Here is a 207-nt window from a genome sequence, read left to right as displayed (position 1 = left end):
GATTGGTCGTGCGATAGATCAGAGGATAGCCTTTCGGGCACTGATAGTAATCCCCTTCTGCATCATAGAGATATTCGCGTTTGTAGAAGAGTTCCTTATTGGGATGATTGCTACGCCTATACCCTACAACTCCGTGAATAAGTCGATCTTCAAGACCTTTGCAAATCACCGCTGAATTGTAGCCAGCATCCAGCCCCGTAGCTTCTA

The 207-nt window shown here is 46.4% G+C and carries 1 pseudogene; it reads right to left on the bottom strand.

From position 1 onward, the window contains the following. Positions 1-207, bottom strand: a pseudogene (locus tag V5T57_RS20805) (IS5/IS1182 family transposase); the annotation flags it as partial.

Origin of the sequence: Magnetococcus sp. PR-3, assembly GCF_036689865.1 — a bacterium.
Taxonomy (GTDB): Bacteria; Pseudomonadota; Magnetococcia; order Magnetococcales; family Magnetococcaceae; genus Magnetococcus.
Note: the sequence above shows the minus strand (reverse complement) of the source record. Positions and strands in the feature narration are given on the sequence as shown.